This window comes from Gluconobacter sp. P1D12_c, assembly GCF_018812105.1.
Lineage (GTDB): Bacteria > Pseudomonadota > Alphaproteobacteria > Acetobacterales > Acetobacteraceae > Gluconobacter > Gluconobacter oxydans_A.
Window position 1 is genome coordinate 1 of sequence record NZ_JACSIQ010000661.1, and the last position, 401, is coordinate 401.

The 401-nt window shown below is 58.1% G+C and carries 1 pseudogene; it reads right to left on the bottom strand.

Going from position 1 to position 401, the window contains the following annotated elements:
* Nucleotides 1-401, bottom strand: a pseudogene (locus KP705_RS21855) (IS5 family transposase); the annotation flags it as partial.

Below are 401 nucleotides of genomic sequence, written 5' to 3' on the forward strand. Positions count from 1 at the left end.
CAGTCGGCGTCATACCCTCGATCTCCCAGCATCCATTGTGCTGCAGGAAGACTGTCCAACAGGGCAGCGGCACCAGTATAATCGCTGATCTGCCCCGCAGTCATGAAAAAGCTCAGCGGTCGTCCGTTCTGATCAGTGACGGCATGGAGCTTAGTATTCATACCGCCTTTGGTGCGACCGATCAGGCGGCCTGGATCCCCTTTTTTAGCCGCAGGCTCGAAGCCGTGCGGTGTGCTTTGAGATAGGTCGCATCAATCATGATGGTCCGGGGCTCGGCCTTTTGGGCAGCCAGACCATCCATCATCCGCATGAAAATGCCCATGTCACCCCAACGCTTCCAGCGATTATAGAGCGTCTTGTGTGGACCGTATTCCCGGGGCGCGTCGCGCCAGCGCAGGCCA